The organism is Streptomyces sp. UW30 (assembly GCF_008042075.1).
Classification (GTDB): domain Bacteria; phylum Actinomycetota; class Actinomycetes; order Streptomycetales; family Streptomycetaceae; genus Streptomyces.
Window position 1 is genome coordinate 19,153 of record NZ_RDBN01000031.1, and the last position, 7,487, is coordinate 26,639.

Here is a 7,487-nt window from a genome sequence, read left to right on the forward strand (position 1 = left end):
CACGACCCCGCCGGCCCCGCCCCGCCCCTGCTCGGCGAGCACGGCCTGCTCCGCCAGCGGCAGCGACACCACCATCGTCAAACCGCCCCCCGGCGTGTCCTCCGGCGTGATCGTGCCGCTCATCGCCTCGGTGAGTCCCCTGGCCAGGGCGAGCCCCAGCCCGAGCCCGGTGTTGTTGTCGGTGTCGCCGAGGCGCTGGAAGGGTTCGAAGAGGTGCTCCCGGCCCGTCGGCGGAAGCCCGGGCCCGCGGTCGACGACCCGGAGTTCGGCCCGGCCCGCCAGGGCGCTCGCGGTCACCAGGACCTTGGCGCCGGCCGGGCTGTGCCGGGCCGCGTTGGCGACCAGGTTGGCGATCACCCGCTCCAGGAGCGGCGGGTCGACGAGCACCGCGGGGATCCCCTCCACGTCTGCGACCTGGACGCCCGGGATGTCGACCAGCGCGGCCGGCAGCACCTCCTCCAGGGCGGTGGGCCGCAGGTTCAGCTTCAGCACGCCCGCCTCCAGACGGCTGAGGTCGAGCAGGTTCTCCACCAGGCGGTTCAGCTTGGCCATGGACTCGTCGGCGGTGGCGAGGAGCTCGTCCCGGTCCTCTGCGGAGAACTCGACGTCCCGGCTGCGCAGGGACGTTACGGCGGCCCAGCCCGCGGCGAGCGGAGTGCGCAGATCGTGGCCGACGGCGCGCAGCAGCGCCGTACGCATCCGGTCGGCGGCCTTCACCGGCTCGACCTCGGCGGCGGCTTCGGCGAGCCGGCCCCGCTCCACCGCCGCCCCGACGTGCGCGGCGAAGGCGGCCAGCACCCGCCGTTCGGAGGACGACATGTCACGCCCGTGCAGCACCAGGTAGGAGCCCGGGCCCGCCGGCACGGCGGTGACACCGTTGGTGTCCGGCGGCTCGTCGAGCAGGTCCACCGACTCCATGCCGAAGGTCTCCCGGGTGCGTTCCAGCAGCGCCGGGATCGTCTGGCCGCCGCGCACGATGCTGCCCGCGAGGGACGACATGGTCTCCGCCTCGGCGGTGGCCCGGGCGGCCCGGCGCGACAGCCGCAGGGAGCGGTCGACGACGACGGCCACCGTGGCGGCCACCACCGCGAACACCGCCAGCGCCAGCAGGGCGTTGGGGTCGTCGAGAGTGAAGGCGCCTATGGGCGGGATGAACCAGTAGTTGAGCAGCAGGGACGCGGTGACCGAGGCGATCACCGCCGACGTCACGCCGCCTATGCAGGCCACACCCACCACCGCGAGCAGGAACAGCAGAGCCTCGCTGGTCAGGTTCAGGGTGCCGCGCAGCTGTGTGAGGACGAGGGTGAGCAGCACCGGCAGCACCAGTCCCGCGACGGGTCCGGCGATGAGCCGGGCTTTGGAGAGCGTACGGCGGCGGGACGGCAGCAGCGTGCCGCGGCCGGCCCGCTCGTGGGTGACGCGATGGACGTCGATGTCGCCCGAGAGCGCGACGACGGTCTCCCCCGTCCCGAGCCCCGTCACGAACCGTTCCAGACGGCCGCGCCTGCTGGCACCGAGGACGAGCTGGGTGGCGTTCTCGGCGCGGGCGAACTCCACGAGCGTGGTCGCGACGTCGTCGCCGACGACTTGGTGATAGCTGCCGCCGAGGTCCTCCACGAGCCGGCGCTGACGGGCGAGCGAGGCGTGCGAGGCGCCGGCGGCGAGGCCGTCGCTGCGGGTCACGTGCACGGCGAGCAGGTCACCGCCGGCCGACCGGGCGGCGATACGGGCCGCCCGCCGGATGATCGTGTCGCCCTCCGGACCGCCGGTCAGCGCGACCACGACCCGCTCCCGGGTCTCCCACACCCCGCCGATCGCGTGCTCGGCCCGGTAGCTGTTGAGGGCCGCGTCGACCCGGTCGGCCACCCACAGCAGCGCCAGCTGCCGCAGCGCGGTGAGGTTTCCGGGCCGGAAGTAGTTGGCGAGGGCCGCGTCGACCTTCTCCGGCGCGTAGATGTTGCCGTGCGCCATGCGGCGGCGCAGCCCCTCGGGCGGGATGTCCACGAGCTCGACCTGCTGGGCGCGGCGTACGACCTCGTCGGGCACGGTCTCGTGCTGCGGCACGCCGGTGATCTTCTCGACCACGTCCTTGAGGGACTCCAGGTGCTGGACGTTGACGGCCGTGATGACATCGATGCCCGCGGCGAGCAGTTCCTCGATGTCCTGCCAGCGCTTGGCGTTGCGCCCGCCGCCGGGGACGTTGCTGTGGGCGAACTCGTCGACGATCGCGACCTGCGGCCGGCGGTCGAGCACCGCGGCGAGGTCCATCTCCTCGAACTCCCCGCCCCGGTAGTGGCATCGGGCACGCGGCACGGCCTCGAGGCCGTCGAGCATCGCCTCGGTCCGGGGGCGTGCGTGGCACTCGGCGAACGCCACCACGACATCGGCCCCGCGGCCCGCCCGGCGCCGCCCCTCATCGAGCATGCGGTACGTCTTGCCCACCCCTGGGGCCGCCCCGAGGTAGACCTTCAGCCGTCCGCGCGGTACTTCGTTCATCAGGTCTCAGGGAACCGCTCCGCGCGCCTGCGGGCAGGGATCTTGACGCATCCCTGGCGCCTCTCATGTGGACGTTGACACTGTCTTGACAAGGCAGGGCGCAAGGGCGGAATCACCCGCATGAACTGGCGGGTGCCGGTGGTGCTGACGTGGGCGGGCACGCGGGGTGTCGTGCCGCTGGCGGCGGCCCTGTCGATCCCGGTGGCGACGGAGTCGGGCACGGATCTCGCGGACCGCCCGCTGGTCCTGGTCCTCACCACCTCGGTGGTGGTCGTGACCCTCGTCGTCCAGGGATTCACCCTCGCACCCGTGGTCCGCCGCTCCGGCATCGCCCTGGAGCCCGACCACACGGAGCGCGAGGAGGCGAACGCCCGTTGCAGCCTGGCCGGCGCGGGCATGCAGCGGCTGGAGGAGCTCGCCGAACTGGAGGCCGTGCCGGACGTCGTGGTCGACCGGCTCCGGCGCGGCCTCAGCGCCCGCCTCGAAGACGCCCGCGACCGCCTCGCCGAGTCCGCCGGCGAGGCCCCCGCCGAGTCCGCCGACGTGATCTACCGCCAGCTGCGCCGGAACCTGATAGCCGTGGAGACGGCGCAACTCCAGCGCCTCTACGACGACCACCTCATCAGCGACACGACCCGCCGCCGCCTGCAGCGCTCGCTGGACCTGGAGGACGCGCGGCTGGCGGACGCCTGATCTCGGGGCCGCTCGCAGGACGCCCGGCTCACCGACACCCGCCCTCAGCGCCGCTCGCAGGACGCCCGACTCACCGACACCTGTCCTCAGCGCCGCTCGCTGGACGCCCGGCTCACCGACGCCTGATCTCAGCGCCGCTCGCAGGACGCCCGACTCACCGACACCCGCCCTCAGCGCCGCTCGCAGGACGCCCGACTCACCGACACCCGCCCTCAGCGCCGCTCGCAGGACGCCCGACTCACCGACACCCGCCCTCAGCGCCGCTCGCAGGACGCCCGACTCACCGACACCCGCCCTCAGCGCCGCTCGCAGGACGCCCGACTCACCGACGCCTGATCTCCGCGCCGCTTCAGCGGAACTCGGCGAGCCTCGGCCGCAGCCCGAGGACGGTGAGCAGCAGGGCGGCCGCCGGCAGACCGCACGGCCTTCGTTGACGACCTCCTGACGTGCCGTCATTCGGCTTTGACGTGCCCCATACGCGACACGCGATCGGGCCGTATGGAAGCCGCAAATTCCTTGCTGAGCAGGATCGTCCGGGCACGGAGCGCGACTAGATTCGCTGTCGGCCGTCGAGAAGGCCACTGGCGCCAGTGGCCTCACGGGACCGGACCGCCGTCCGGCCCGGCCGAGGCGGCGGGGTGCGTGCGAGGGGCACGCACCGGCGCACGGCGTACCGCCTTCCCACCGCCGACGTCCGTGCGCCACCCGTGCGGGGCCGGGGCCCCGGCCCCGCACGGCCCTCCGCGTCCCCTGTCCTGTCGTCGCCGAGACCCGAAGGTCCCCATGTTTCCCGCCGCTCCCGAGCAGGCCCCGCCGAACCGCCCCCAGCGCACCTCGCAGCCCGGCGCAGGGCCCGGAGGAAGACCGAGCACCCGGCGGCGGGCCCCGAGCGGACTCTTCGAACCCGCCCAGCTCGTCCGGTCCTTCCCGGAAGCGCTGCGCAAGCTGCACCCCAGGTCCCTGGTGCGCAACCCCGTGCTGTTCGTGGTGTCCGTCGGCGCGGGCCTGACCACCCTGTCGGCCCTGATCCACCCGGCGGTCTTCACCTGGGTCATCAGCGCCTGGCTGTGGCTGACGGTGATCTTCGCCAACCTGGCGGAGGCCGTCGCCGAGGGCCGCGGCAAGGCGCAGGCGGAGTCGCTGCGCAGGGCCCGTACGGACACGGTGGCGCTGCGCCTGCTGGACTGGCGATGGGGTACGAACGTGCGCACCGCCCGCACGGAGGCCGTCGCCGCCACCGACCTCAAGCCGCTGGACGTCGTGCTGGTAGAGGCGGGCGAGCTGATCCCGGCGGACGGCGACGTCATCGACGGCGTGGCGGCGGTCGACGAGTCCGCGGTCACCGGCGAATCCGCGCCCGTCATCCGTGAGTCGGGCGGCGACCGCAGCGGCGTCACGGGCGGTACGACGGTCCTGTCCGACCGGATCGTCGTGCGCGTCAGCGCCCGCCCCGGCCACAGCTTCCTGGACCGGATGATCGCCCTGGTCGAGGGCGCGAACCGGCAGAAGACGSCRWACGAGATAGCCCTGAACATCCTGCTGGCGTCGCTGACGATCATCTTCCTCCTCGTCGTGGTGACCCTCCAGCCGATGGCCGCCTACGCGGGCGCCGCCCAGTCGACGACCGTGCTGGTGGCGCTGCTGGTCACGCTCATCCCGACCACGATCGGCGCCCTGCTCTCCGCGATCGGCATCGCGGGCATGGACCGCCTGGTGCAGCGCAACGTCCTGGCCATGTCCGGCCGCGCCGTCGAGGCGGCCGGCGACGTGGGCACGTTGCTGCTCGACAAGACCGGCACCATCACCCTCGGCAACCGTGAGGCCGCCGGCTTCGTCCCGCTGCCGGGCATGGACGAGCGGCAACTCGCGGAAGCCGCCCAGCTGTCGTCGCTGGCGGACGAGACGCCCGAGGGCCGCTCCGTCGTCGTACTGGCCAAGAAGCGCTACGGCCTGCGCGAACCCGCCGAGGGCGAGCCGGCGAACACCCGCTGGGTGCCCTTCAGCGCGCAGACCCGGATGAGCGGCGTCGACCTGCGGTGGGACAACGGCGCCGTGTGCGCGATCCGCAAGGGCGCCGCCCAGCAGGTCATCGAGTGGGTGCAGATGTACGGCGGCACGGTCCCGTCCGAGGCACGGCACTACGCCGACTCGGTCGCCGCCTCGGGCGGCACCCCGCTGCTGGTGGCCGTGCACGACTGGAACGGCCCCCGGGTGCTCGGCCTGATCCACCTCAAGGACGTGGTCAAGCAAGGCATCCGCGAGCGCTTCGCGGAGCTGCGCCGCATGGGCATCCGCACGGTGATGATCACCGGCGACAACCCGCTCACCGCCCGCGCGATCGCCCAGGAGGCGGGCGTGGACGACTACTTGGCCGAGGCGACGCCCGAGGACAAGCTCGCGCTCATCCAGCGGGAGCAGGCGGGCGGCAAACTCGTCGCGATGACCGGAGACGGTACGAACGACGCGCCCGCTCTGGCTCAGGCGGACGTCGGCGTGGCCATGAACACCGGCACGTCGGCCGCCAAGGAGGCCGGCAACATGATCGACCTCGACTCCAACCCGACCAAACTCATCGACATCGTCGAGATCGGCAAGCAACTCCTCATCACGCGAGGTGCGTTGACGACGTTCTCGATCACGAACGACGTCGCCAAGTACTTCGCGATCATCCCGGCGATGTTCGCCGGCGCCTACCCCGGCCTGGACGCGCTCAACATCATGGGCCTGCACAGCCCGACCTCGGCGATCGCCTCGGCGATCATCTTCAACGCCCTGATCATCGTGGCGCTGATCCCGCTCGCCCTGCGCGGTGTGCGGTACACGCCGTCGTCGGCGCACGATCTGCTGCGCCGCAACCTGCTGCTGTACGGCCTCGGCGGACTCGTGCTGCCCTTCCTGGGCATCAAGCTCATCGACCTGCTGATCTCCGGGGTGCCCGGCCTTGGCTGAGCCCCGGCCGGCGCCCTGGCCCGCCGGCCGTCAAGGACACGTATGCGCACGTCAGAGGCCCGTCAGGGAACAGTTCCCGAGCTTGTCAGGGGCGTGCGGAACGGCTTGCATGGACACCGTGAACAGCGCCTGGCTCCTTTTCGACCGGCCGCCGAGTCCCGTTCGGCCGCCTCGTCGTGCGCCGCGCTGCCCGGAAACGCTGCCGTCGTCCCGCTGACGCGTTTTCCGTGACCCGAGGGGCGCCGTGAATGTGTCCGGCGCCCCTCGGGCTTCCCTTCATCCCGCACGTGCACCGCCCCCTCGCCGGGGGACGCGTGGCGTGCCGTATCCATGGATTGGATCATGTCCGACTCCACCCTTTCCTCCCGTACCGTCCTTGTCACCGGCGCCACTTCGGGCATCGGCTACGAGACCGCCCGCCGGCTGGCGGAGCGCGGTGCCACCGTGCTGCTGCACGGCCGTACCGCCGAGGACGTGCTCGCGGCTGCCGACAGCCTCATCGCCACAGCCGGTGTCAACGCCGACCAACTGTGCACCTTCGCCGCCGACTTCACCCGCCTCGACGAGGTCGCGGCCCTCGCCCACAAGGTGGTCGCCGAGCACCCGCACCTGGACGTCCTCGTCAACAACGCGGGCATGGCCGCGCCCGAGCGGCACACCGTCACCGCCGACGGCAACGAGATCGCCTTCCAGGTCAACTTCCTCGCCCACTACCTGCTGACGTGTCTGCTGGAGCCGGCCCTCACCAGCGACCCGGGCGGCCGCGTGGTCAACGTGTCCTCGTCGCTGCACCGCACGGCGTCCATCTCCTGGGCCGACCCCAACCGAGCCCGCCGCTACTCCCGGCTCGCCGCCTACGCCCAGTCCCAGCTGGCCCTGACGGTCTTCGCGGCCGACTCCCGCGTCACCGCCGTCTCCGTCCACCCCGGCGTCTGCGACACCGCGCTGCTGTCGCTGTACGCCCACGAGGGCGTCACCCCGGCCGAGGGCGCCGGGCACGTGGTCCGGCTCTGCGACCCGGCGGTCGAGATCGTCAACGGCGCCTACTACGACCGCGCCGAGCCCGTCGCCCCGGCCCCCGCCGCCACCGAGGACCGCACGGTGAAGCGCCTCAACAAGCTCGCCGACCTCCTGGTCGGCCGGACCACTTGAACTTCGTTCCATCGCAAGGGAGTTGAACCGCGTGTCGAAGCGCGCCCGCAAGAAGAGGGCCCGTCGCAAGAAGAAGGCCAACCACGGCAGCAAGGCCGGTCAGCGCTAGCCGAGTTCCAAGCCACCGGCCGGGATCCACCGGGGCGGGCGACGGGAGCAGCGATGCTCCCGCTCGCCCGCCCCGGTGGATCCCGGCC

3 protein-coding genes and 1 pseudogene are annotated in these 7,487 nt (G+C 72.6%); 3 read left to right on the forward strand and 1 reads right to left on the reverse strand.

What is annotated here, in order from left to right; all coding sequences use genetic code 11:
- On the reverse strand, positions 1 to 2,496 hold a 2,496-nt coding region (locus tag EAO75_RS15100), incomplete at its 3' end, for an ATP-binding protein (protein WP_147995584.1).
- 99 nt (positions 2,497 to 2,595) lie between these two features.
- Here EAO75_RS15100 and EAO75_RS15105 point away from each other — a divergent pair.
- The 3 genes and pseudogenes from EAO75_RS15105 to EAO75_RS15115 form a co-directional block, all read left to right on the forward strand.
- Positions 2,596 to 3,189: pseudogene (locus EAO75_RS15105) on the forward strand (cation:proton antiporter); the annotation flags it as partial.
- Positions 3,190 to 3,972: 783 nt separating this feature from the next.
- Positions 3,973 to 6,138: a potassium-transporting ATPase subunit KdpB gene (gene kdpB / locus EAO75_RS15110; protein WP_147995578.1), complete on the forward strand. Its 2,166-nt coding sequence runs from the start codon at positions 3,973 to 3,975 to the stop codon at positions 6,136 to 6,138.
- A 342-nt stretch (positions 6,139 to 6,480) separates the two neighbouring features.
- Positions 6,481 to 7,290 (forward strand): SDR family NAD(P)-dependent oxidoreductase, encoded by an 810-nt coding sequence (locus EAO75_RS15115; protein ID WP_147995579.1) that lies wholly within the window; start codon positions 6,481 to 6,483, stop codon positions 7,288 to 7,290.
- Positions 7,291 to 7,487 lie beyond the last annotated feature (197 nt).